Annotated in this window: 19 protein-coding genes; 6 read left to right on the top strand and 13 right to left on the bottom strand. The window is 68.1% G+C overall.

Annotation, left to right across the window (positions count from 1 at the left end; translation table 11 throughout):
• Nucleotides 1-58: 58 nt before the first annotated feature.
• The 12 genes from fadD32 to glf all read right to left on the bottom strand — a co-directional run bounded on the left by fadD32 (nucleotide 59) and on the right by glf (nucleotide 15,782).
• Nucleotides 59-1,960: a long-chain-fatty-acid--AMP ligase FadD32 gene (gene fadD32 / locus ACFW3F_RS06375; protein WP_388055441.1), complete on the bottom strand. Its 1,902-nt coding sequence runs from the start codon at nucleotides 1,958-1,960 to the stop codon at nucleotides 59-61.
• A gap of 258 nt (nucleotides 1,961-2,218) precedes the next feature.
• Nucleotides 2,219-3,229 (bottom strand): LLM class F420-dependent oxidoreductase, encoded by a 1,011-nt coding sequence (locus ACFW3F_RS06370; RefSeq protein WP_388055439.1) that lies wholly within the window; start codon nucleotides 3,227-3,229, stop codon nucleotides 2,219-2,221.
• A 222-nt stretch (nucleotides 3,230-3,451) separates the two neighbouring features.
• On the bottom strand, nucleotides 3,452-3,586 hold the full coding sequence (locus ACFW3F_RS06365) for a pentapeptide repeat-containing protein (protein WP_388055437.1): 135 nt from the start codon (nucleotides 3,584-3,586) through the stop codon (nucleotides 3,452-3,454).
• A complete protein-coding gene (locus ACFW3F_RS06360; RefSeq protein ID WP_388055435.1) occupies nucleotides 3,526-4,539 on the bottom strand; it encodes a cutinase family protein in 1,014 nt (337 codons plus the stop codon). The genes ACFW3F_RS06365 and ACFW3F_RS06360 overlap by 61 nt, the downstream gene beginning before the upstream one ends.
• A 1-nt stretch (nucleotide 4,540) precedes the next feature.
• A complete protein-coding gene (locus ACFW3F_RS06355) occupies nucleotides 4,541-5,077 on the bottom strand; it encodes a DUF732 domain-containing protein (RefSeq protein ID WP_388055433.1) in 537 nt (178 codons plus the stop codon).
• Between the two features lie 276 nt (nucleotides 5,078-5,353).
• Nucleotides 5,354-6,880, bottom strand: a complete 1,527-nt coding sequence (locus tag ACFW3F_RS06350) for an alpha/beta hydrolase-fold protein (RefSeq protein WP_388055431.1) — start codon at nucleotides 6,878-6,880, stop codon at nucleotides 5,354-5,356.
• A gap of 631 nt (nucleotides 6,881-7,511) precedes the next feature.
• Complete coding sequence (locus ACFW3F_RS06345; RefSeq protein WP_388055429.1) at nucleotides 7,512-8,501, bottom strand: alpha/beta hydrolase; 990 nt, start codon at nucleotides 8,499-8,501, stop codon at nucleotides 7,512-7,514.
• 374 nt (nucleotides 8,502-8,875) lie between these two features.
• Complete coding sequence (gene zomB, locus ACFW3F_RS06340; RefSeq protein ID WP_388055427.1) at nucleotides 8,876-10,966, bottom strand: flagellar motor control protein ZomB; 2,091 nt, start codon at nucleotides 10,964-10,966, stop codon at nucleotides 8,876-8,878.
• The gene (locus tag ACFW3F_RS06335) at nucleotides 10,953-11,873 is read right to left on the bottom strand and encodes a decaprenyl-phosphate phosphoribosyltransferase (protein ID WP_388055425.1); all 921 of its coding nucleotides are present in this window, start codon (nucleotides 11,871-11,873) and stop codon (nucleotides 10,953-10,955) included. Before ACFW3F_RS06335 ends, zomB begins: the two co-directional genes overlap by 14 nt.
• The gene (locus ACFW3F_RS06330) at nucleotides 11,870-12,649 is read right to left on the bottom strand and encodes a phosphatase PAP2 family protein (protein WP_388055423.1); all 780 of its coding nucleotides are present in this window, start codon (nucleotides 12,647-12,649) and stop codon (nucleotides 11,870-11,872) included. The genes ACFW3F_RS06335 and ACFW3F_RS06330 overlap by 4 nt, the downstream gene beginning before the upstream one ends.
• Nucleotides 12,630-14,573, bottom strand: a complete 1,944-nt coding sequence (locus ACFW3F_RS06325) for a glycosyltransferase (protein WP_388055421.1) — start codon at nucleotides 14,571-14,573, stop codon at nucleotides 12,630-12,632. The genes ACFW3F_RS06330 and ACFW3F_RS06325 overlap by 20 nt, the downstream gene beginning before the upstream one ends.
• Nucleotides 14,574-15,782: a UDP-galactopyranose mutase gene (gene glf, locus ACFW3F_RS06320; protein WP_388055419.1), complete on the bottom strand. Its 1,209-nt coding sequence runs from the start codon at nucleotides 15,780-15,782 to the stop codon at nucleotides 14,574-14,576.
• A 135-nt stretch (nucleotides 15,783-15,917) separates the two neighbouring features.
• Here glf and ACFW3F_RS06315 point away from each other — a divergent pair, with 135 nt between their 5' ends.
• The 5 genes from ACFW3F_RS06315 to ACFW3F_RS06295 all read left to right on the top strand — a co-directional run bounded on the left by ACFW3F_RS06315 (nucleotide 15,918) and on the right by ACFW3F_RS06295 (nucleotide 19,965).
• Entirely contained in the window at nucleotides 15,918-16,724 is an 807-nt protein-coding gene (locus ACFW3F_RS06315; RefSeq protein WP_388055418.1) for a glycosyltransferase, read from the top strand.
• Nucleotides 16,721-17,671 carry an acyl-CoA dehydrogenase family protein gene (locus ACFW3F_RS06310; protein WP_388055416.1) on the top strand — a complete coding sequence of 317 codons (951 nt, stop codon included), beginning with the start codon at nucleotides 16,721-16,723 and terminating at the stop codon, nucleotides 17,669-17,671. The genes ACFW3F_RS06315 and ACFW3F_RS06310 overlap by 4 nt, the downstream gene beginning before the upstream one ends.
• Nucleotides 17,668-18,450 (top strand): PIG-L deacetylase family protein, encoded by a 783-nt coding sequence (locus tag ACFW3F_RS06305; RefSeq protein ID WP_388055414.1) that lies wholly within the window; start codon nucleotides 17,668-17,670, stop codon nucleotides 18,448-18,450. Before ACFW3F_RS06310 ends, ACFW3F_RS06305 begins: the two co-directional genes overlap by 4 nt.
• Nucleotides 18,451-18,523: 73 nt before the next feature.
• The gene (locus ACFW3F_RS06300; protein ID WP_388055412.1) at nucleotides 18,524-19,183 is read left to right on the top strand and encodes a class I SAM-dependent DNA methyltransferase; all 660 of its coding nucleotides are present in this window, start codon (nucleotides 18,524-18,526) and stop codon (nucleotides 19,181-19,183) included.
• A 92-nt stretch (nucleotides 19,184-19,275) separates the two neighbouring features.
• Nucleotides 19,276-19,965 carry a GAF and ANTAR domain-containing protein gene (locus tag ACFW3F_RS06295; RefSeq protein WP_388055410.1) on the top strand — a complete coding sequence of 230 codons (690 nt, stop codon included), beginning with the start codon at nucleotides 19,276-19,278 and terminating at the stop codon, nucleotides 19,963-19,965.
• A 99-nt stretch (nucleotides 19,966-20,064) separates the two neighbouring features.
• On the opposite strand, the gene ACFW3F_RS06290 is transcribed toward ACFW3F_RS06295, so the two are convergent.
• The gene (locus ACFW3F_RS06290; RefSeq protein WP_388055408.1) at nucleotides 20,065-21,648 is read right to left on the bottom strand and encodes a SpoIID/LytB domain-containing protein; all 1,584 of its coding nucleotides are present in this window, start codon (nucleotides 21,646-21,648) and stop codon (nucleotides 20,065-20,067) included.
• Between the two features lie 433 nt (nucleotides 21,649-22,081).
• On the opposite strand from ACFW3F_RS06290, the gene ACFW3F_RS06285 reads away from it, so the two are divergent.
• Nucleotides 22,082-23,812, top strand: coding sequence for a peptidoglycan recognition protein (locus ACFW3F_RS06285; protein ID WP_388055406.1), 1,731 nt, complete (start codon nucleotides 22,082-22,084; stop codon nucleotides 23,810-23,812).
• The last annotated feature ends 7 nt before the right edge of the window (nucleotides 23,813-23,819 follow it).

The raw sequence follows: 23,819 nt of genomic DNA, 5'->3' as shown, positions 1-23,819 counted from the left end.
GCAGGGTGTCCGGGCGCGGCAACTCGACGCACTCACCCCGCCCGGGTCCGCAGAATCGCTACTCGGCGTCCGGGAACGCCGTCTGCTTGTAGCCGCCCCGGAGACTGCCGTCGATGTAGGCCGCCCGCGTCGCGCGGCGCGCGATCTTGCCCGACGACGTGCGCGGGATGGAGCCGGCCGGCACCAACAGGACGTCGCGGACCATCACGCCATGACGCTGCGCCACCGCGGCGCGGACGGTGTCGGCGACCTCCTGCGGGTCGGCCTTTCGGCCGGGTCCGCGTTCGGCGACGATGACCAGCTGCTCGGACGCGTCGTCGGAATCGGGCTTCAATCCGCTGCCCGCGAAGTCGAAGACCTCGGCAGGCAGCTGGTTGGCCGGCACCGAGAACGCGGCGACGAAGCCGGGTCGCAGTGCGTCGCTGGCCTCCTGCGCGCTGTACTCGAGGTCCTGCGGGTAGTGATTGCGGCCGTCGACGATCACCAGGTCCTTGACGCGCCCGGTGATGTACAGCTCACCGTCGAGCCAGACCCCGAAGTCGCCGGTCCGCATCCAGATCGCGTCCGCCGGCGCACCTTCGCCGTGGCTGTTCTCCGGAAGAGGGGTGACGAGCTTGTTGTGGAAGGTCTCCTCGGTCTCGCCCGGCTTGTTCCAGTAGCCGGCGCCGATGTTCAGACCGTGCAACCAGATCTCGCCGACGTGCCCGTCGGGCTGCTCGGTCGCGGTCTCGGCATCGACGATGGTGGCCCACTGGCTCACCGCGACCTGGCCGCAGGACACCTGCGCGACCGCGTTGGGGGCGTCGGCGTCGACGAGGGTGAATCTGCCGGCGTTGAGGTCGTCGCGGTCGACGTAGACGATCTTCGCCTCGTTCTCGCGCTGGGTCGCGGACACGAACAACGTGGCCTCGGCCATGCCGTAACACGGCTTGATCGCCGTCTTCGGCAACCCGTAGGGCGCGAACGCCTCGTTGAACTTCTTCATCGAACTGACGGTCACCGGCTCGGAACCGTTGATCAGGCCGATGACGTTGGAGAGGTCGAGCTCTTCGCCGTCCTTCGGCAGACCGCGTGCGGCGGCGTGCTCGAAGGCGAAGTTGGGAGCGGCGGCAAAGGTCTCGGCGCCGTCGGCGGCCGCGGCGAGCTCCTTGATCCAACGACCGGGACGACGCACGAACGCCTGCGGGCTCATGATCGTGATGTAGCGACCGCCGAGCGCGGGCAGGATCACGGTGAGCAGACCCATGTCATGGAACATCGGCAGCCACGTGACGCCACGGGCTTTGCGATCGATGCCGATGGTGTCGGAGATCTGCAGCACGTTCGCCGCGACCGCCTGATAGGTGATCTCGACGCCGGCGGGGACGCGGGTCGAACCCGACGTGTACTGCAGGTAGGCGACCGTCTCCTTGTTGTGGTCCTGGCCGGCGACCGGGGCCACCCAGCTCGACCCGACCGAGTCGGGGACGGCGTCGACGGCGATGACGCGCGGACGCTCCTTGGCCGGCAGCGGCGCGAAGAAGTCGCGGACCGCCTCGGCGGACTTCGTCGAGGTCAGGATGGCCGTCGGCTTGCAGTCGTCGAGGACGGCGTGCAACCGGTCGGTGTGGCCCGGCTCGTCCGGGGAGAACAGGGGCACCGCGACGTTGCTGGCATAGAGCGCGGCGAAGAACCCGATCACGTACTCGAGCGACTGCGGCGCCAGAATCGCCACACGGTCGCCCGGCTTCGTCACCTGCTGCAGGCGTGCCGCGACCGCACGCAGGCGCTTACCGAACTGCGCCCACGTCAGATCCTGCGGCTCGCCATCGCGCTCGCGGCTGTAGTCGATGAACCGGTAGGCCAGTGTGTCGGCCTGCTCGCGAACGTTCTGCTCGACGTAGTCGACCAGAGTCGCTTCCTCTGTGAAAGAGATGTTCCCGGTCTCGTCGAGAAAGTCTTCGAGTTCAGTACTCAGCATTCATTACTCCTGTGCCCCCTCGTGGACTCCCCCACGCGGGCGCAGATCTCCGGCGAGGTCTTGGCGACACCACCACGCAGTCCTGCCGTCCACGTCCTGTGCCGACCGCGGGATACGGTAGCGCACGTCCAGTTACCCAACGAAAAAACTCGCGTTCGTCATGCTCGGTTTCGCATGAGTGCGCGTCGCCCCTCGACGCACACTCCCGGGTTCACCGACCCGTCACCTCGCTGTTGACTCGCGAGACCGTCGGCCATCCTACTCCCCCTTCAATTGCGCCAGGACGGGCGCAAAAGCATCCATCTGCGTCGGGAACACCCCGACGTAGGACATGGTGGTCCGGCGGCGCACCTCCCGGATCTGGTCGGCGATCTCGTCGAAGCTGCCGATCGCGATGTACGGCGAGGTCAGCACGTCGTCGACGGTGAACTCCGTGTCATGCGCGATATTGGGCGGATAGCCCTGCTCGAGCGCCTTCAGCGCCATCTCGGCGGTGGCGACCCGATCGTCGGTGATGACGATGACGGCGATCGTCCAGTTCAGCTCCAGGTCGTCGAACCGGTCACCGGCGGCCTCACGAATCCGATCGACGCGCTCGGCGGTCTTCGCGATCGTCATGTCGGACAGCTTCATCTTGCCGTCGGTGGTGGTACCGGGCGCGACAGAGATGATGTCGGCGTGCTTGGCGGCCAGCGCCAGCATCTTGGGTCCGCCGCCACCGACAGCGATCGGCGGCCGCGGGCCCTGCCTCGGCCGAGGGCTGCCCTCGAGGCCGTTGATCTGGTAGAACTCGCCGTCGAAGTTCACCGTTTCGCCGCGCATCAGGCCGTCGAGGACCGTCAGGGCCTCGTCGAGGCGACGGATGCGGACACCGGGCGACTCGAACTCGATGCCGGCCTTGTCGAACTCCTCTTTCATCCACCCCGCGCCGATTCCCAACTCGAGGCGCCCCTTGCTCAGGACGTCGATCGTGTTGGCCTCTTTGGCGAGCAGGGCGGGGTGGCGCCAGCCGTTGGCGAGCACCGAGGTCGCCAGGCGGATCGTGCTCGTCGCCTGGGTCAACGCGCCCAGCGCCGCGAGCGGACCGACCTGGTTCCCGAGATGGTCGGGAACCGCGAACGTGTCGTAGCCGTACTCCTCGGCCGTCTGCGCGAGCTTGACGAACTTACGGGCACCGCCCTCGTCCTTGTTGCCCTCGCCTCCCGCGCCGAACCGGAACTTTCGCAAGCCGGCCGAGCTACCACCGGCATCGCTCGGGGGTTGCGTCATCGCTGTCCTCTCGTCGTGATCACCGGCTGCGTGAGGTCGCGTGCGGCATCCGCCGGCATCCGCGGTGTTCCTCGGGCCAGCCCAACACGTTAATGCAGCGTGACGGCACCGCCAAACGAATCGGTCGCCGCCGACAGACGAGGTTACCGGCCGGTTAGGTCGACGGCCAGACCGGCCGGGCCGAGGGCGGGGGAACGGGCAAGCCCGGTCGGTTGTGACCGCTCAGATGTACCCGGTCAGTTGGGCCCCGGTCAGTTGGGCCCCGGTCAGTTGTGCCCCGGTCAGTTGTGCCCCGGTCAGTTGTGCTCGGGCCGGGGCGCGCCCTGGATGAGGTCCTTGGACCAGTCGTACATCCACTGGGTCGCGGTCTGGCCGTCGTTCTCCCAGTAGCGCGTCGTCGCATACATCGCGTGGATGGGATTCGACGCCGCGTTCGCCAGCTTCGACACCGCCGCCAGCGGGTTGACGATCGTCGGCGAGTCACAGATGAGATCGCCCGGGGCACAGATGGATTCGACCCGATCCCGGAGGTCGCCGAATCCGCCGTTGCGCGGACCGGTCATCGAGATCCCGGGAACGAGGTTGCCCATCCCGCCGAGCGCGATCTCGGCACCCACGCCACTCGGGCTCGGCGCGATGTCGTTCTGCTCACCCGGCTGACGGCGTCCGTCGGCGATGAGTCCGACACCGAGCACGAGATCCTGGTCGCCGTCTTCGAGCACACCGCGGCCGTTGCCGATGTTGCTCGCGAGATCACCCGCGATGACCGCACCCTGGCTGAAACCCATGATCACGTAATTCGTCAGCGGGCAGCGCTCGTTGGTGGAGATGATCTTGCCCGCGGCACGTTTGTAGCCCTGAGTGCGTGACACGTTGTAGTCGGCCTGCCGGTCGGCCAGATTGGTCGGGTTCCGGAACTGCGCGGTGTAGGGAACGGTGTAGATCTCAGTGCGCGAGGAGTCGAAGTCGTTCGACAGCGCGCGGGACACCCGCAACATCAACGAGTTCGGATTCGCCGACGGCGCGTACGGATCGTCGTCGGCGCTCGACTCCCAGGTTCCGGGGATGACAACCGTCAGGACGTCGGGGCAGTCCGCCGGCTGGGCGTCGGGGCGTTCCTTCGACGGCGGGGGCGTCGACGGCCCGCCGGGGCCGATCGGTGACGGTCCAGGAGCCAGCCACACCAGGACGAGCACCACGATGAGCACGATCGCGATGACCGCGAGCGCGAGGAGGAGCAGAGCGAACTTACCCAGCCGCCGGGCGGGACCCTTTCGGGTGCGGCCCGCGGCGTTGCGTCGAGCGGCCACGTCAGCAGTAGTGCTGTTCGGCTGCGCGAATGACCTTGTCGGCCTTCACGTTCGCTTCTTCGACGTTGTCCGAGCCTGGGCCGACGGAGGCGGTGACGAAGGCCTTGACCATATTGGGATCGGTGCCCTTCTGTTTGGCACCGCACACATACTTCGCCATGGTCAGGGAGACCGAGTTGTCGTTGTCCCCCATGAACGTGACGTCCTGCTGCTTCAGCGCGGCGAGGTAGGCGCGGGCCTTGTCGTCGAGCGGCTGACCGCTGGGTCCCGGGAAACTGGCCGGGACCTTGGTGCTGGGGTTCGGCTCGGTGGCCGGAAGCTCCGACGTGCCGCCCGGCGTGGAGGGCGTGGTCTCTCCGGACGCGGACCCCGGCGTGCTCGCCGACGACTCGGCAGCCGAGTACAGCGACGTCGTCGTGACCGGGTTGTTGGTGATCGGCGCGCTGGCCGTCGAGTCGTCGGCGCAGGCCGACACGGACCCGAGCGCGAGAGCGAGGCCCGTCACGGCCAGCACCAGCCGCACACACTTCGTTGTCATCGCCACTTCCTGCCGAACCTTTCGGGTCGAGTTGCCGCACCGCCGGACCTACCGTCCGGCGACACCTCACGCGTCCGGCCTGCGGCCGATCGCAACGCAGGGGCACCCTGCATCGCACACCTCGTCAGGCTACCGCCCGTGCGGAGGCCTTTTGGCCGTCGCACGGGCACCACCTGCGCAAACGTTCCGATTCCTCAGCGAAGTTTCAGGACGTACACACGTGGGGTCGAGGTTGGGGCACCGATCGGCGCCCCCGCCCCTTCGCCACGGAGCCCGTCACTTGAGAACCTTCGTGCCGTCCTTCGCGGTCCAGGTGATGCGGCCGTGCTCGAAATGGTTCAGACGTCCCTTGCCGTCGCGGGTCGGGAGTTCGTCGGTCGTCGGCTTGCCGAGACGTCCGGCCGGACCGCCCGCGGCGACGTAGGCACCACCGATCGCACCGGTGACGATCTTGGGTCCCTTCGGTCCGGTGAACATGCGTCCGCCGGCGAAGTCCTGGGCCTTGCCGCCGGCGACCGGATACGACGGGGTGAGGCAGCCACCGAGGTCCGCCTTGCGGGCGTCCCACACCTTGCGGAATGCTCCGTCGACGCGACAGGCGACCTGATCGCGGGACAGCCCGAGTGCCGCGGCCGCCTGCGGCCAGGCCTGCATCATCTCGAACTCCCAGTACGGCCAGGTGTGTGTGCCCGACGGGCGGTAGTTGGCCTGGCCCGGGATCCCCTTGCGGTTCAGCTGGATCGCGAACTGTTGCGACGTGACGCGGCTCAGCATCTCGAGTCCGACGCCGGAATAGTTGGTCGCGAGCATGGGGATGTCAGACGGCTTGTCATGCGGACCGACCATGCCGTTGCCCGACGAGACATACAGACTCGTGCCCTGGAGCTTGTCGACCATCAGATACGGGTCATGCTCCTTCCACGCCGGGTCGGAGGGCGGGCCGAACATCTTCATCGAGTCGTAGCCGCCGCCGTCGCGCACCGCGAACTGGATCGCCTGCGGCATGCCGAACGAGCTCAGCTGGAGGATCCCCGAGAACGACGCCGCGAACTTGTAGAAGCCGGGATTACGGGCGGCCAGCATCATCGCCGCCGAGCCACCCATCGACAGTCCCTCGATGCCGCGGACGTCGGTGGAACGCCAGTCGTTCTCCAGGATGGGCGGCAGTTCCCGCATGAGGAACGTCTCCCACTTGTAGTTCTTGCCGCGGTCGGGCTCTTTCCAGTCGGTGTAGAAGCTCGACTCGCCACCGATCGGCAGGATGACGTTGACGTTCTTGTCCTTGTAGAAGTCGACGATCTTCGTGTTGATGATCCAACCGCTCTGATCGTCCTGCGCGCGCAGACCGTCGAGCATCGTCAGCTGCGGGAACTTCTCCTTGGGCTTCGCGTGCCAGTCACGCGCCAGCAGGATCTGCACCTGGATGTTCGTGTTCATCGCCGGGGAGTAGACCCACAGGGCCACGCGACGGTCGGTGTACCAGTAGGTGTTGGTCACCTTGGCCGGTTGCGCGGCCGGCACCGACGCCGGGGCGACGGGGGCGCGCGAGCTCGGGGGCGCGGGAGCGCTCGGTGATGCCGGGGGCGCGGGCGCTGCCGGCGGTGCCGCGGGGGCGGGTGGGGCAGGCGCGGGTTCGGCGCCGGCGAGACCGTTGCCGATCACCAGCACTGCGACCGCCGCCAGCGCGACCACGGCGACCTTCACCGGACGACGGGTCGCTCGACGGCCGGTCGCCCGCGCGTCGGGCTGCCCGTCGTCGGCCGCCCGGGCGTCGCCCCTGCCTGTACCACTGTTTCGCCGCATCACTCTCCAGAACTCCTTCGCCCCTGTACACCGGCGCCAGCAGCATCGTGACTGATTCCCCGTCAGTCACATACGCCTCTCCAGAATCAAACGCCTCAGGAGTTTCTTACACGCCCTTGAGCGCGGTTGTCCGCACGCCACGCTGTGACACGTGGGATTTGTGTGACAGTCGATATCTATGGGGTCGTCGCCTCGCTAGCTGGGGTGCGAACGGAGCGAGCGTGCTTCTGCCCCCAGAGGAGCGCCCGGAGCTTGCGGAGCGCGAGTCCCCCGCTCCCTGAGGAGCGCCCGGAGCTTGCGGAGGGCGCGTCACGAAGGGTCCGGCGACCGAGGAAGGCCCTTCGTGACGCTCGCAAGCTCGCTCCTCAGGGAGCAGGTGAGCCACTCGCAAGCTCGCTCCTCAGGGAGCAGGTGAGCCACTCGCAAGCTCGCTCCTCAGGGAGCAGGTGAGCCGCTCGCAAGCTCGCTCCTCAGGGAGCAGGGGTGGGTCGCTTCGCTCGGACCAGGGAGCCAGAGTTCTGCGGCTCATCCTGGTCAGAGACCAACGGTTGGGGGCGCACCCAGACACGACGACGCCCCGCCCGGAAACCCGAGCGGGGCGTCGTGCGGCCGGCGGACCGGCGATGTCAGATCAGCGGAAGAATCCGCGGTTCTTGGCGTTCCAGATCATGTCCTGCCAGTAGCCCCAGGCGTGGGTGCCGTTGGCGTAGTAGGTCATCAGCGGGACGCCCTGCACGAAGGCCGCGGCCTCGAAGGCCTTGGACTGCGTGAACGCGAGCAGCTCCAGGGTCGAACCCTTGAAGAGGTCGTCGAACACGTTGGGCAGCGCGTTGTAGCGGCCGAACAGACCGTTACCGGAGCCGACGAACACCTTCATGCCGCGCATCAGGCCGATGTTCCAGAAAGGATCGTTCTGGAACCAGCGGATGCTCCACGGGGGGCCCCACATGGCGTCGATGTTCCACGGCTTCGGGTCGACGTCGAGCATCGCGAGGCGCAGCGCGGTACGCATGCCGGGCGCGCTCAGGAAGTTGTAGCCCGAGAGCGAACCGGAACGGTCGAAGTGCTGGCGGTTCTGAGCACCGAGGACGAGCGCGGCGTTACCACCCATGGACAGACCCATGATGGCGTAACGCTTCGACGGTCCGACGCGGAAGCCGCGGGCGTCCAGTGCACTGATCAGGGTGCGGCTGATGACACAGTTCCAGCGGTACCGGTAAGGCTGCCCGTTGAAGTTGCTGGGTGCATCCCAGTCTGTGTAGAAGCTTGCCGGTCCACCGATGGGCTCGACGACGTTGACGCCGGACTTCACCATCTCCTGGACGTTGGTGTTGATCTCCCAGCCGCTGTAGTCGTACTGGGCGCGCATGCCGTCGAGAAGGATGACGGTCTTGTAGTTGCCGGGCTTCTTCCAGGCGCGGACCTTCACATTCGGCATCCCGCAGCCGTTCACCCAGAACTCCTGCTTGCCGACCTGCGTACCGCCGATGCGGGCGTTGGCCTGCCCGGCGACCACGCCGGTGAGTCCGACAACTGTCAGCACGGCGATGAATGCGGCGATGAACCGGTTACCCATCCGGTTGCGCGCAGGCTTTGGCGCCTGACTGGCAGCTTCACGCATGTACAGAATCTCCCTCTTCAGCCGAACGACCGGGAACTTCGCAGTCCCTCACCGTCGATCGGTGCTTGTGCGTCACACATCTCTCGTCCCCCCGGCTCACAGCGCGGCGCGACGACGGTCCACGAGTCGATCTCGCATGCGATTCACCGTCGGCGAGCCTATTCGATGCCCCCGGACGTGACAAACCATGTGATCGCGATCACAACCCCCGTCACCGCGGCGTCCCAGCAGTTCAGAACGCCTCGGTCACGACCCTTGTATCGGCCGCGCCCCCGGGGACGTTACCGATCCGAGATGTTCGGCGGCAACTCCACAGGTTCGACCCCGCGTTTTCTATGCATTCTCTTGGTCTCGTGTGTTTGGGCTCGCGGCACCTAGCGCGGGTTGACCGGCGGCGGCAACTCCAGCCCGCACCGCGCGATCTCGTACTCCGGCTCACGCTGAATCCGGTAGCTGTTGAACGTGAACGCCTGACGCAGGTTGTGCTTGAACCGGTCGAAGGACCACGGCGCCTCGAAGGACGCGAACCGGTCCTTGGTCTCCGGGCACTGCAGGGCGACCTGCGCCTGGCGGACCAGGTCCTCGTCGAGATATCCGGGCAGCACCGGGCGGCGCGGGAACGCGCCCGCCTCGGCGACGACCCATTCGCTCGGCAGGATCTTGTCGTGCCCGATGCGTCCGTCCTCGAGACGCTCGGTGTGCGCGGCGAGCGGATAGGCCAGACCCATCTGATCGATGACACGCACATCCAGCGGGGCGTTCATGCTCGTCATGCCCAGATTGAGGAAGTAGACGGTCACCTGCCGCTCGGCGCCCTTCGGCATCACCGCGGGCAGTTGGGCCACGTACCACTCGTCGTAGTTGAACGACGGCAGGATGACCCCGCCGTCCTCGCGATACTCGTCGATCTTCTCGACCATCGCGCCCATGCGCGGATAGTCGAGGTAGTCCTCGGCGGTCACCGGGTTCTCGTTACCCATGTTGGTGACGTAGAAGCGACGCTCGTCGACGATGCCGCTGCGCCCGATGTCGATGCCCGCGTTCGGCAGGACGTTCGCATGCGTCGCGACCGCCCACACGACGACGGTGATCCACATGCCGGCCATCGCCACCGCACCGACGAGCTGAGCCCGCGCCCGGCGACGATCCCCCGGCGCCGGTGCGGCCGCCGCGGGCTCGGGATCGCCGGCCGGGTCGTCGTCCACCGGGTCGGTGATGACCGAGTCGGACTCCTTCGACGACCGGCGACGCAACACCACACCGAGATGAGCGGGAATCGTCACCGGGACCACCATCAGGGGCAGCAGGGTGACGAACACCGGCACCAGGAGCACACGCCCGTGCATGAAGTCGCCGCCCTGACGCATCCAATAGACGATCAGCACGAGGCCGGCGAGGACCACGACGGTCACCACCGAGGTCGAGGACTGCAGTCGGCGCGACCAGCCGGCGAGCCGCGACGACCACGTCGGCGCCGGGGTGGCGTCACCGGTGTCGGTCGGGGCGGTGTCCGGGGCGTTCACTCCCGCGGCCCGCATCCGGCCGCCGACGATCAGCAAAGCGCCCGCCACCGCCGCGAGGACGACCGGCAGCACCAGCACGTAGGGGCCGAAGAGGTTGGTCAGGTATGCGAAGCCCTGATCCCATTTCGCACCGCTGGCGTCCTTCGCGACCGCGGGGTTGGGCACCAGCAGTGCGTAGTAGCCCATGCGAAAGATCTGGTAGCCGACGGGCAGCGCGCCCGCCACCACGACGACGCCCAGACGCATCTTCCAGCCGAGGGGCGCGAAGAACACCAGCAACAGCACGAGTCCGCCCAGCACGGCGAGTTCGGGCCGTACCAGGGGTGCCAGACCCGCGGTGAAGGCCAGGACCAGCGTTGCGACCGCGCTGCCACGGCTCGTGTGTGGGCCACGCCTCGCCCAGGCGACGAGCTGACACCACAGCACCGCCGCCCAGAAGATGCAGAGCCCGTTCTCCAGGCCGCTGGTGGCGAAGTCGCGGGCGGGTGGAATGGCGATGTAGATGACGGCGCCGAACGGCAGCAGCAAGGTCCAGCCGTCACCGGTGAGCCCGCCGACACGGGTGCCGAACAGGCGCGCGCTGCCGTACATCGCGATCGGGATGGCGGCGACCGAACACACCAGCGCCACCCAGAGCGCGACGTACTCGAGCTGACCGTCGGTGATCCACGCCCAGAACCACAACAGGTAGGTCCAGGCGGTCGACGTGTTGGCCTCCACGCGCTCTCCCGCGTTGAAGACCGGGCCGTTGCCGGCGAAGAGGTTGCGGAGGGTCCGCAGGACGATGAGGCCGTCGTCGGCGATCCACCGGCGCTGCCATGCGCCGATCGCGAAGAACGTGCTGACGACGACGGCCCCGACGACGAAACTGACGGCCGCAACCTTGTTGCGGCCGGTGTTCAGCGCCCGGAATCCGGTTGGCGATCCATCAATTGACTGCATAGACCGCGACACCCACACACACCAGCCACGCCACGGCGAGCAGCTGCAGGACACGATCGCCGAGGGCGATCTCCTCGGGCTCGCCCGCGGCACCTCCGTCGACATCGACGGCGTAGCGCAGGATCGCGACCGTGAACGGCACCATCGAGATGGCATACGCGACGTTGGTGTCGTGGTCGGAGCCCTTGTCGAAGGCCCAGAGGCCGTAGAAGATCACGACCGCGGTTGCCGAGAGCGTCCAGACGAAGCGCAGGTAGGTGGTCGTGTAGTACTCGAGCGCCTTGCGGATCTTGGCGCCCGTGCGCTCGGCGAGCTGGAGTTCGGCGTAACGCTTGCCCGCCGCCATGAACAGCGAACCGAATGCCATGACGAGCAGGAACCACTGCGACAGCACGATTTCGGCGGCGACGCCACCGGCGATCGCGCGCAGCAGGAAGCCCGAGGACACGATGCAGATGTCGATGACGGCCTGGTTCTTCAGGCCGAAGCAGTAGCCGAGCTGGATGACCAGGTAGATCGCGATGACGACGGCGGTCTGCCAGTTGGCCAGGAAGGCGATGCCGATCGATCCGGCGAGCAGGACGACGGCGAGGATGTAGGCGAGCTTGACCGGGACGACGCCGGCCGCGATCGGCCGGAACCGCTTGGTCGGGTGGTTACGGTCGGACTCGACATCCATCGCGTCGTTGACCAGGTAGATGCTCGACGCGGCGAGGCAGAACGCGACGAAGGCGATGCCCGCGGAGGCCAGCACCGAGGCGTCGGTGATGTTGCCCGCGGCGAGCGGAGCGGCGAGGACCAGGACGTTCTTGACCCACTGCCGCGGCCGGACGGCCTTGATCAGCCCGGATGTCAGGGTCTTCGGTGGCCCGAGAACCTTTCCGTGCTCGATCGGCTCCTCGCTCATGCACTCTCCCTGTGTCGTGTCACCCGCGCGATGACGGGAGACGCGGCAAGACGCAGCGGCCCGCCGGGTACCGCGGCCGTCAGGCCGAGTCGGGCCAGGACGTGCGCCGCGCGGCGGGCACGTCCGGGCTCCTGGTCGTTCCGGGTGGGTTCGAGCAGCACCTTATCGCCCACGATGACCGCCGCTGCGCTCGCGGCACCGATCGCGGCACCCGCGGTCACGTCGCTCGGGTAGTGCACGCCCAGCACCAGTCGGGACAGGAGCATCGGCGGCACCAGGACGGCGGGCAGCACCTTCGGGTCCCACCCGGCGGCACGACCGATGAGGATCGCCGCCGCCGTCGTCGAGGTGGCGTGCGACGACGGGAAACTCAGTTTGCTGGGCGTCGACACCCCGATCGCGATCGCGGGATGGGCGGGCCGTGGGCGGCGCACGATCCGCTTGATGATCACCGATGCGGCGTGCGCGCCGAAGGCACCCACCCCCGCCTCGATCCAGCGTTGCTGTGCTCGCACGTCACCGCGGCGCCGGGCCAGCACCCAGCCGGTACCCGAGATCGCGAGCCAGCCCAACGCGTGCTCGCCGACATGCGACAGTCCGCGCGCGGCGGGTCGGATGCCGGGACGGGCACCGATCCCGGCCTGGATGGCGACGAGGGCCTTCTCTTCACCGCTCAGGTGGCGTGGGATGTCGTCGGCCGGAACCCGACCCGACTCCGCACGGTCTTCGACGGCCCTGTCACCGTCCACCAACGGACTATCCGATTCCGAAGACACCCGCCCAGCTCTCCTTCGAGGTCAGGTCGCGGTGCGCAGACCTGTACTGCCGCTTCATCTCCGGGAACTTCTCCTGGAGTTCCTTGACGAGTGCGAAGTGTTCACGTGCGAGTTCGATCATCTTCTCGCGGTCGCGTTGCCGGTAGACGACGCCGCGGCCGTCGGCGGTCGTGACGGTGACGCCGTCGACCCGGCCGAGTGAGAACCATCGCGCCTCGATCGGCGGGAAGTTGGCCTGCGGCACCTCGTGGTGGCGCGGATCGGCCGGACGCACATTGTTCACGACGGCCGCGGTCAGCGCCTTGATCTTGCTGATCGGGTTCAGCGGGATCGAGGTGCCCAGTTGTGTTGCCTCGCCGGAGGTCCTGGGCAACTCGGTCGCCGACGGCAGGACCACCGCATCCGGGTACTGCTTGCGCATCTGCGCGACCTTCGGCAATGCGGTCGGCAACAGGCTGCGGATGTGGTCGGGTCCGGCCAGGAAGTCCCGGATCGCCTCGTTCTGGATCGCGACCGTCGAGTACTCGAGGCACAGAAGATGTTTCGCGGTCGCCTTGGTCATCGACCGGACGATGCCCTTGATGGGGCCGTCGTGGTGGATCGACGCGACGACGAGCCGGTTGCGCAGGTGGAAGTACGCCTGCCAGTCGATGGCGTCGTCTTTGTCACTCCAGGCCATGTGCCAGATCGCGATACCCGGCACGGTGGCGGTGGGGTATCCGGCCTTGGACGCACGCAGGGCGAACTCCCAGTCGTCCCACTTGATGAACAGGGGCATCGGGAGGCCGATCTGCTCCGCACATTCGCGCGGGATCATGCACATCCACCAGCCGTTGCCCTCGACGTCGATCCGCCGGTGCAGGTTCTTCGAGTTCTCGCGGTCGCGCAGTGGGTGTTTGGAGAAGTTGTGGTCGTACTCGACGAAGGGCGCCGCCGTCCACATGAAGGTGTCGCGGCGGATCACCTCGCCCATGCAGTGCAGATGGCTGCGGTCCTGCAGGTTGAGCATCTGACCGCCGACGAGCATGGGAGCCTTGGCGAATCGTGACATGGCCAGCGCGCGCAGGATCGAGTCGGGCTCGATCGCGATGTCGTCGTCCATGTAGAGCACGTACGGCGAGTCGGTGAGCCGCAGCGCCTCGTACATGATGCGCGCGTATCCGCCCGAACCGCCGAGGTTGCCCTGGTCGAAGATGTGCAGACGATCACCGAGAGCAGCGGCGGCCTCGGTGTAACCGGGCTCGTCGACGACCTTCTTCGTGCCCTGGTCGGGCATCATCACCGCGTCGATCACCTCGTCGACCATGGGGTCGGAGGTCAACGCGGCCAACGCATTCACCGCATCGGTGGGGCGATTGAAGGTCGGGATGCCCACCGTGACGCGCTTGGTCTCCGCGTCCGGGGTCGGCGCCTCGATGGGCGCGTACCAACCGGCGGAGACGATCTCGGTGTCGGTGTCGGTGGTGACGTCGAACCAGATCCAACCGCCGTCCTCGAAGGGACCCAGGTCGAGTTCGAATTCGGCCACGCCGCGCCCGGTTTCGTCGGTGTCGACGAGGTCACCGCCGATGCCGATGCGTGACCCGTCGATCTTCGACCGGTACAGGTCGACGCGACACGTGCCGATCACCTCGACGCGCAGCACCACCGAGTCCAGGATGCTCCAACGACGCCAGTAGGCCGCGGCGAAGGCGTTGAAGTAGGTCTCGAAGCTCACCTCGGACTCGGCGCCCAGGAGCACCGAGGTCCGGCTGGGGGCGTGCGCCCGGCGGTTGTTGCTCTCGGACTCCACGACGTAGAGCGACCGGACGTCCAGCGGCTCGCCTGCGCGCGGGAAGATCACCCGCTGCAGAAGAGATTTCGCCTTCGACGGTCCGACACCTGCGTCGGGTATGTCGGATTGGTTCACGGGAGTCACCGTCATCTATTCGGCTCCTGCGGGGTCGGCCACCAGCGGCGCACCATCACGGAGATGCGGTGCCAGGGTGTTGTCGAACATGGTGAGCGCGCTCGCGATCGCCATGTGCATGTCGAGGTACTGATAGGTGCCGAGGCGGCCGCCGAACAGCACACCGGCGCTGGCGGTCTCGGTGCGGGCGAGCTCTCGGTAGGCGGTCAGCATCGACCGGTCTTCCGGGGTGTTGATCGGGTAGTACGGCTCGTCGTCGTTCTCGGCGAATCGGCTGAACTCCCGCATGATGACCGTCTTGTCGTCGGGATAGGAATCCCGCTCGGGGTGAAAATGCCGGAACTCGTGGATGCGCGTGAAGGGGACGTCGGCGTCGTTGTAGTTCATCACCGGCGTGCCCTGGAAGTCACCGGTGTCGAGCACCTCGGTCTCGAAGTCGAGTGTGCGCCAGCCGAGTCGGCCCGCGGAGTACTCGAAGTAGCGGTCCACGGGACCGGTGTAGACGATCGGGGCGTCGGGGTTGTCGGCGCGCAACTGCTCCCGCACATCGAACCAGTCGGTGGACAGGCGAACCTCGATGCGGTCGTCGGCAGCCATGTTCTCGAGCCACGCGGTGTAACCGTCGACCGGCAGACCCTCGTGGGTGTCGTTGAAGTACCGGTTGTCGAAGGTGTAGCGGACCGGCAGGCGGGTGATGTTGCCCGCCGGCAGCTCCTTGGGGTCGGTCTGCCACTGCTTGGCGGTGTAATGCTTGATGAACGCCTCGTAGAGCGGGCGACCGATCAGGCTGATCGCCTTCTCCTCGAGGTTGCGCGCCTCGGCGGTGTCGATCTCACTGGCCTGTTCGGCGATCAGCTTGCGCGCCTCGTCGGGACTGAAGTAGCGGCCGAAGAACTGGCTGACGAGTCCCAGTCCCATCGGGAACTGGTAGGCCTGCCCGTTGTGGAGTGCGAACACCCGGTGCTGGTAGTCCGTGAAGTCGGTGAACTGGTTGACGTACTCCCACACGCGCTCGTTGGAGGTGTGGAACAGGTGGGCACCGTACTTGTGGATCTCGATGCCGGTCGTCGGCTCGGGTTCGGAGTACGCGTTGCCGCCGAGATGGTCGCGTCGGTCGAGCACGAGAACCCGTTTGCCCAGCTGCGTCGCGGCCCGCTCGGCGACGGTGAGACCGAAGAATCCGGAGCCGACGACGATCAGGTCATAGCTGCTAGTGGTTGCCACGGGTCCTCAGGGTAACGGACCCTCCCTGAGGAATCTGCGAGCCACGTGGCCTGGCACGGCAGCCGGGTAATGTTTCGATCGTCGGCCTGTAGCCCCCTGGGCCCGTCCCTTCTCTGTGAGTAGTTCGGGGTTCGAGTGACGCCGCTGTTCGTACGACCCACCGCCGACCAGGTTGCGGCTGCCCTTCGAGACGCCCCTCCGCAGGCTCCGGGGCTCCTCAGGGAACACGGGGACGCTCCTGCCAGGGGGCCGGTCGAGCGCATCGTCGTCGTGGTGCCCGTACACAACGAGGCCGAACGCCTGCCGGCGTGCCTCGATGCCCTTGAGGCCGCCATGATGGCCGTGGACCTCCCCGTGGAGGTGATCGTGGTACTCGACGCGTGCGACGACGACTCCGCGACGCTGCTCACGGCGGACGTGTCGATCGTCGTCGTCGACGAGCGATGCGTCGGCGCAGCCCGTCGAGCCGGCTTCGCGTCCGCAGGCCCGCCCGCCGCAGAGCTCGGCACCACATGGTTCGCGAGCACCGATGCCGATTCGACGGTCCCCCGCGACTGGCTCGTCGAACATGTCGCCGCCGCGGACGCCGGAGCCGACGCGTACGTGGGCACCGTCACCCCGGACGGCTTCGACGGGTGGCCGGCGGGGACCGGCGAGAGGTACCGGCGCGAGTACGACGCGAGCTCGGGACACGGTCATGTCCATGGCGCGAATCTCGGAATCCGGGCCTCGGCGTACGTCGCCGTCGGCGGGTTCGACGAACTCGACACGGACGAGGACGTCGATCTCGTCGATCGCCTGGACGCCGCGGGCGTGACCATCGAACGGGGTGCCGACGCCCCGGTCCGGACGTCGACCCGGAGCGACGGCCGGGCGCGGCACGGTTTCGCGGGCTACCTGCGACACCTCAGCGGAGAACGGGCCGACGAGGTGGCGCGATGACGCCCGCGCAGGCACGGGCGATCGTCGACGATCCGTCCTTCGCGCTCCCCCGCCCCGGCCGTGGACACACGCTCGACCGGTTCGCCGCCCTCATACGTGCCTGCTCCGACGACATCAGCACCGGCCGCCTCATCGAGGCGCACGCCGACGCCGACGCCATCCTCGCCGAGATCTGCGGCGGCGGGACCGCACCCGGCGAGTTCTGGGGAGTGTGGGCCGCCCAGCCGCGAGACACCCGCGTCGATGCCCGGACCGGGGCACACGGGTGGGAACTGAGCGGGATCAAGGAGTGGTGTTCGGGGTCGACGTCGTGCACCCATGCACTGGTCACCGCGCACACCGACGCCGGCAACCGGCTCTTCGCCGTCGACCTCACCCAGCCAGGTGTGTCCGCCGCCGACTCGGCCTGGGCCAACACCGGCATGCGCGACTCCGACACCGGGACCGTCACCTTCGATGCCGTGGCCGCCGACGCGATCGGCGAACCCGGCGCCTACCTCGACCGGCCGGGATTCTGGCACGGCGGGATCGGGGTCGCGGCATGCTGGTTCGGCGGGGCCCGCAAGGTCGCCGCACCGCTCTACCGCGCGGCCGCCCGCACCGACGACCCGCTGCTGCGGATGCACGCCGGCGCCGTCGATGCCCATCTCGCGTCCGGCTGGGCGCACCTGCAGGCCGCGGCACGTGAGATCGACGCCGACCCGACCGGGCCGTCGAAGCGACTCGCCTTCGCCGTGCGCTGGTCCGTGGAACAGATCGCGACCGCGGTGATCGACCGGGTGGGGCGCGCGCTGGGCCCCGGCCCGCTCGCCGGCGACCCCGAGCACGCGCAGGCCGTCGCCGATCTCACCGTCTACATCCGGCAGTCCCACGCCGATCGCGACCTCGCGGTCCTCGGCGCGCTGACCCAGGGGCGCATACCCGGCCCGGGACGAGACCGGCCGTGACGGCCGACGGTCCCACCTCGATGCGCCGGTTCGGGACCACCCCGACGTCGGCGGCGGGCACCCCGGAATCGGAGTGGCAGCGGTGGTTCGCCGCACGGGGGCCGTGGCCCGACTTCGAGCCGGACGTCCGGCGGCTCGTGGTCCTGGCGGCCCACCCCGACGACGAGGTACTCGGGGTCGGCGGCGCGATGGCGGCTGTCCACCGACGCGGTGTCGAGGTCGTTGCGCTCTGCCTCTCCGACGGCTCGGCATCGCACCCCGGCTCGCCCACCCTGTCCCCGGCCGAACTGGCTGTCCGACGCCGCACCGAAGTGGACACCGCGACAGCAACACTGGGTCTCGGACCGACGCGATGGTGCGGGCTCGGGGACGGCACCCTGTCGGCCCACGAGGACGAGATCGAGGACATCGTCGACGCGACCCTCGCCGAGGCACCCGACATTCCGACCGCACTGCTGGCGGTGTGGGAGCACGACGGTCATCCCGACCACGAGGCCGTCGGGCGGTGCGCCCGTCGCGTCGGCGACCGGCACGCCGTTCCCGTGTGGATGTATCCGATCTGGATGTGGCACTGGGCAACCCCCGGCGATCCCGACGTCCCGTGGGCGCAGCTGCGAACTCTCGTCCTCGACGACGACATCGCGGCGGCCAAGCGCGCGGCAGTGGATGCCTTCGACACCCAGATCCGCCCGCTCTCGCCGGCTCCCGAGGACGTCGCCGTCCTCGGGCCGCACATCCTCGACCGGCTGATCCGCGACCGGGAGTTCGTCTTCGTGTGAACGGGCGCATCCGACGACGCGGGCGCAGCAGGACAGGCGGTACGAAGCGGACGAGCACAGGACGGACGAGGACATGACCGATGACAGCACATTCGAAGGTGACCGAAAAAGTCTCCCCGACAACTACTTCCGTGACATGTACCGAAACAGCGACGACCCGTGGGGCTTCGCGACGCGATGGTACGAGCAACGGAAGTACGCTCTCACCCTCGCAGCGCTGAGCTCGCCCCGGTACGGATCGGTCTTCGAACCCGGCTGCTCGATCGGTGTGCTGAGCGCCGAGCTGGCCACGCGCGCGGACCATCTGCTCAGCACCGACGTCAGCCCGCGGGCGGTGGAACTCGCACGACGCCGGCTCGACGGCCACGACTCGGTCGACGTGCGCGTCGGCGACATCGTCACCGACTGGCCGCCCGGACGCTTCGACCTGATCGTCCTCAGCGAGGTCCTCTACTACCTCGACGACACCGATCTCGGTGACCTCATCGCACGGTTGCCGGACTCGCTGTCACCGACGGGCGAGGTGCTGGCGGTGCACTGGAGATGGCGGGTCGAGGAGTACCCGCGAACCGGAGACGAGGTCCACGACGCGTTGCGGGCATCGGAGTTGCATCCGTCAGCGGCGTACGCGGACACCGACTTCTGCATCGACGTGATGACTTCGTCACCCAGAGAATCAGTTGCGCAACGAGAAGGACTGGTCGCCGCGGAGGTCGCACACCGTACGGCATAATGGTGCTTTCGACAACGGGTGTGTTCGACGCCAGCGCTCTTCTGTCGGTCCAGCTGGGGCGCGCGCAACGTCGTCTCAACGAGGAGGCAGGGGTGACCGGGTTGGCGGACTTCGGAGCTCAGATGGCACGGATCGCGAACGCGATGCGCAAGGAGAGCGACGACACCGAGTCGGTGCTTCGTTCGATGACCAAGTTCGCGGTCGACTCGATCCCGGGAGCCGAGTACGCGACCGTGACCCTCGTCGCGGACGGTGCGATCGAGACACCGGTGATGGTGGGTGACCTCGGCGGCGAAGCCGATCGATTGCAGCGCGAACTCGGCGAGGGTCCGTGCCTGCGTGCCGCGGTGTCCGACCTCACCGTGTGGGTCGACGACATGCGCGACGAGACACGATGGCCGAACTTCGCGCGCGCCGCGGCCGAGCTCGGTATCCGGTCGATGGCCTGCTTCTACCTCTACATCGACGGCGACGACTCGGCCGCGCTGAATCTGCACAGCACCGAACCGAAGGCGTTCACCCCCGAGGCACGCCAGCTCGGTGAGCTGTTCGCCGCGCACGCCGCGACCGCGTTCGGCGCGGTCCAGGAGAAGCAGCAGCTGCGCGCCGCACTCAGCACACGCGACATCATCGGCCAGGCCAAGGGCATGATCATGGAGCGGTACAAGCTCGACGCCGGTGAGGCGTTCTCGCTGCTCGCGCGGCTGTCGCAGGACACCAACACCAAGCTCGTCGATGTCGCCGTCCAGATCGTGGAGGCCGGGCCGGAAACTTCTGGTTGAGACGCCCAGTCGACGGAAACAAACGCACGGTCAACCGAAACAGACGCAAAGTCGACGAGAACGGACGCCCGGTCGACGAGTGAGGCTGTCGACGTCTGGTCAGCGGAATGCGTCGCGCTTGGGGAAACCGAGCGCGGGAATGCCGCCACGATCCTGGTAGCGCTCGAGCCCCTTGCCCACGAGTACCCGCGGTCCGGTCGCCGGGGTGAAGAACATCATCCCCTTTTCGAAGAGCTGGGTGACGCCCGCGGCGTCGGGGGTCAGGGTCGGCATACCGAGCGCCTGGCCCAGCGGTCCGGTGATACCGCCCAGGTCCGCGAATCGTCCGTTCATCGCCGAGGTCGCCATGTCGAGGAACTTCGACGATCCGGGCAGGATCTGCTCGGCGAGCTGGTTGAGGCTGCCGAAGTCGATCCCTCCGCCGCCGGGCGACGCGGGACCGGTGGGCGGTTTGACGATGCGGGGCGGAGCGGGCTGACCCTGCACCGCGAACCAGGACGACTTCAACTGCAACTTGGTACGGGCCTCTTCACCCGTGACCTCCGCGGTCCCGCCGGACCCGACCGCGCGCACCTTGATAGCCCGCCCGTGTTCGGCGCCCAGGCCGTTGGCCTCGATGACCTCGAAGCTGCGCAGCGCACCGACACCGAAGGCCGATCCGATGCTGCCGGCGCTGACGGTCGCGGTCCAGTTGTGGTTGGGCGAGACCGTGTCCCCTTCGTCGACGACGGCCGGGAACCGTCCGCCTGCGGTGTACCCGCCGGTCGACGCGGAGAACTCGGTGAAGGCGGGCTGTCCGTTCTGCAGCAGGATCTGGCCGGCGGTGGCGTCAGCGGCCGCGTTGGTCCGCCGGTCCTCACCTGAGACGCCGCCGTAGACCTGCGAGTTCTGGGTGTCGTCGATCTTCTTGCCACCCGCGATCGCCGCAAGCGCATAGGTGCGGGCAGCCACGGCCTGCGCCTGCAGAGCCGACGCGCCGCCGGAGTCGCCCCACGCGGGCAGGCTCTCCCGCGGGATGACGCCCTTCACGTAGTCGTCGACGTGGATGCGGTTGACCACGCGCCCACCTTCGAGGCCCATGGCCCCGCGGTAGGCCTTGTTGGAGCCGCAGAACTTGAGGAATTCACCGCCCGGGCGATTGGGCGCCATGCTGAGCGGTTCGACGAACGTCGCGGGTACCGAGCGCACCGCCCCGCCGCCGCAACCGCTGCGGATGGTGGCCGTGCCCCCGGACAGGCTGACCGCCTGTCCGGGAGCCACCGTCTGACCACCGACTCGCATGCCGGCGTCCGCGTGCACATTCACCGAGCCCTGGCCCGTGAGGGCTACCAAGATCTCGGGCCTGTCCACCTTCCCCGCGGTGGTGCCACCGTAGTAGTGGCGCAGGATCTGCTGTGCCGTCCAGCCCTTACGGGCGTAGCCGTACGCTCCCCATTGCCCCATTCCGCGGCCGTGGCCATGACCGTGCCCGATCAGCGTCACCGTCGACCCGACCGAAAGCTCGACCTTTTCGGCCGATTCCGATGAGCTCGCGACAGCGAGACCACCGGCCAGCAGTGCGGGCGCCAGCCCCGCCGCGGCCCAGGTCAACGCGCGGTTGCGGGCCCGTCCGGGCCGCGCACCGCTCGCCGTCCATCTCGGCAGACGCCGTGTAGGTCGGGCTTTGGTCACTGCAGAACACATCCTTCGGTCGCGACGACACCAGCCGCGGGCGCCGCAACCTCGCGGCCCCCGTAACGCCTGTGACTGATGTGACGATTGGGACTTAAGTGACCCTAGTGAACGAAGATGCCGATCTCCAACCCGAGGGGATCACAACCGGATCACGAGTTGCCCGGCCCGTCGTGACCTCCGGCCGGGATCGCAGAAGCAGCCAGACTTTGCATCGACACATCGACCACTTCCGTCACATTGATAACAAGAGCATCACGAGTTTCGTAGTGGCGGCGTGTGTCGGCCTCACCGGTGCGCGCCGACGGCGACGATGACGGCCGTACCGAGCACAGTCGATGACGCTTCGGCGCCTTCGGCTGCGCTGATGTCGACGGCTGACCGGACCCGACCACACCCCCGCACCACCCGTGCCGCGGTCCGACCAACCTGCGAGGAGACCTGAGTGCGTTACCCCAGACCGAAACCCTCGATCGCGCTCGCCGCGATCGCCGCTGCGGTCGTCGCGACTCCGTTCGTGGTGATCGCGAGCGAGTCCGAACCGCAGCTGGTGGACAACAAACAGACGGTCTCCAACACCGAGATCGAGCAGGTCCCGCTACGGGAACTGCCCGCAGCCATCCTCGACGTCGCGTCCTCCGGCCTCGCCGCGGCGGGGGTCGAGCTGCCACCGATCGATCCGGGTGCGTTCCCTTTACCCGATCTCACGGTCCCGCTGCCGAAGGGCCTCGTCCCGGGCACCGGCGCATCGTCGACGAGCACCGACCCGTCCGCGTCATCGGAATCGTCAGCGTCGGAATCCTCAGCGCCCGACTCCTCGGCACCGGAATCCTCGACGCCGGAAACCGACGAGTCCTCCTCCACCGAGACACCGACAGCCGCGACCTCTGTTCCGTCGGCGACGCGCGAGTCGACAGAGCAGCCCGCCGCCCCGCAGGGCCGCCGGAGTCCCGGAACCTCGTCGACCACGACGCCGGCGACACCCACGATGGCCGACGGCCGGGAGGTCGGGGCGGCGGTCACGCACATCGTGCGCGAGGCGCCGATCAAGATGGTGGCGTTCACGTGGGAGCGACCCGTGGACGTCGACCTCAAGTTGCGCGCGAAGAGCCCCGACGGCAAGTGGGGTCCGTGGACCGTCCTGGAACAGATCTCGCGCGGACAGACACCCAACGCGAAGAACCCCGTCGGCACCGAACCCGTCTGGGTGGGCGACGCCCGCGAGGTTCAGGTGGCGGCGAGCAAGGACGGCCTCGCGATCCCCGCCGCCCAGACCCAGGGCGGCGATCTCGCCCAACTGGCTGTCGGCACCGCGAGCACCGTGGTGACGAAGCTGGCCACCACCGTGCTCAACGCGCTGAAGGCGACGCTCATCAGCCCGGAGAGCCTGCTGGGCCTCGGCTCGTCGTTGCTCTCGCCGCTGACGGGCGGACCGCAGATCGTGGCCCGCCAGGCGTGGGGCGCCGACGAGTCCGTCCGCTGTTCGCAACCGGTGTACTCACCGCAGATGCGTGGCGCGATCGTGCACCACACGGCCGGCAGCAACGACTACACCCCGCAGCAGTCCGTCGAGATCGTCCGGGGTATCTACGCGTACCACGCACGCAGCCTGAACTGGTGCGACATCGGCTACAACGTGCTGATCGACAAGTACGGGCAGATCTTCGAGGGCGCGTTCGGCGGGCTCGACCGCAACGTCGAGGGCACCCACACAGGCGGGTTCAACAAGGAGACCGTCGGGGTGTCGATGATCGGCAACCTCGAAGAGGTGCCGCCGACCGCGGCCATGGTGTCGGCGACCGGCAAGTTCCTGCGCTGGCGTCTCGGCAAGGCCGGGCTCAATGCCGCCGGTACGGCGACGCTGACCTCAGAGGGTTTCTCCGGCACAAAGTTCGCCGCAGGCACGCAGTCGAACCTGCCGGTGATCTCCGGACACCGGGATTACAACAGCACCAGCTGTCCAGGGGTGCACGGTTACGCCGCACTCACCGCGATCCGTGCGCTCGCCGGCGGTGCCCCGCCGGCACCCGAACCGACGCCGCCTGCCGATCCCGCTGCCCCGGCACCCCCGCCTGCCGATCCCGCTGCCCCGGCACCCCCGCCGGCCGAATCCGGTGCACCCGCACCCCCGCCTGCCGAACCGGGTGCGCCCGCGCCGGTCCCGCCGGCGGCCTGACGGCGTT

It is taken from the genome of Gordonia sp. NPDC058843 (genome assembly GCF_042743165.1).
In the GTDB taxonomy this organism is placed as follows: domain Bacteria; phylum Actinomycetota; class Actinomycetes; order Mycobacteriales; family Mycobacteriaceae; genus Gordonia.
The sequence above is the reverse complement of the archived record's forward strand: the minus strand, read 5'-3'. Positions and strand labels throughout refer to the sequence as shown.